Origin of the sequence: Rhodococcus sp. NCIMB 12038 (genome assembly GCF_002165735.1) — a bacterium.
Classification (GTDB): Bacteria; Actinomycetota; Actinomycetes; order Mycobacteriales; family Mycobacteriaceae; genus Rhodococcus_F.
Genome location: NZ_NHML01000095.1, coordinates 1 through 1,186 on the forward strand (window position 1 = coordinate 1; position 1,186 = coordinate 1,186).

Sequence of the window (1,186 nt, forward strand, 5' to 3'; positions counted from 1 at the left end):
TCCGCTGGTACCGGCAAGGTCTGGACGTCGAGCAACTGCCGGTCGTCGACCTCCGGAAACCATCCCGAGATCCCTCGTCGTACTTCCCGCCCTCGCCCGGCGTCAACCCGCCGCCAACGCGGGTGCCAGGTACTTCCGGATCGTCTTGCGGTCGATTCCCAGGGCCGTCGAGATCTGCACCTGAGACCGGCCGGCGTGCCAGTGCCGGAACAACTCCATCAAATCGATCATCGTCCACGTTCTCCTTGCCACCGTCAGGCCCCTTCCCGGGCCGTTGTCGGTGGCCAGTCAGGAGCGAACCTGCAGCAGCACCCGAACCCCGGCCGACACGCCCCGAGGTGGGGAATTACGTGACGGCCGGGTGGGGAATTACGTGACGGACGAACCCCTCAACCTGGGCGCCTCTCTGTTTGTCATCCCTGTAGGAGCGGGGTCTGTCAATGCTGGCGTTTTGGAGGTTCGACCGTCTGTGCGGACAGCGCTGGGTAAGGGCCTGGGGGTCAATGCGGAGCGCCCGGAGCGTAGCGAGGACGAACGGCGTTGACGGCGGCCCGTGCCGGCGCAGACTCTGATGGGGGTCGAGTTCAGCAGACGTGGGTGACGATGTGGGGGTTGTGGGGGTCCGTCTCCAACTGTGATGCATGAGTCGGGGTAGGCCGAGTTCCCTCGGCTACCGGTCATCCCTTCGCCCGGCACGGTGCGGGCATGGAGCGGTGCGGTGGCAACGCGCGGGGTCAATCAAGCGGACGACCACGCCGGTGCGGGGGTCATAACAAACAGCGGCCACGCGCGTGTTGCGTCCGGGGTGCTCACGCCGCCCGATCCCGGGTCAGGGCGCGGATGTGCCCGTCGCGGAGCCCGTAGTAGACGAGGGTGAGCAGTTTGCGGGCCGCGGCGACCTTGGCGATGTTCTTGCCGCGGCGGGCCTCGATGCGATCTTTGTCGGCGGCGATCTTCGCCGTCGTGGGATGTCGTTGGACGGCCTCGACCGCGGCCCACCGCACCAGCTTGGAGCCCTGCTTCGTGATGTGCCCGCGGTGCACCACGGTGTCGGATTCGCGGTGCTTGGGGGTCAGACCGGCCCATGAGCACAGGTGCGCGGGGTCGGCGAACCGGTGCACGTCCCCGACCTCGGCGACGAAGACCGCGGCCAGGGTGGGTCCGACGCCGGGCAGTTCCTGGATGA

The 1,186-nt window shown here is 67.8% G+C and carries 1 protein-coding gene and 1 pseudogene; both read right to left on the reverse strand.

From position 1 onward, the window contains the following. A pseudogene (locus CA951_RS44995) lies at positions 1–231 on the reverse strand (IS21 family transposase); the annotation flags it as partial. 578 nt (positions 232–809) lie between these two features. Then, the coding region (locus CA951_RS42120) for a transposase (RefSeq protein ID WP_143543223.1) at positions 810–1,186 on the reverse strand (377 nt) is incomplete at its 5' end.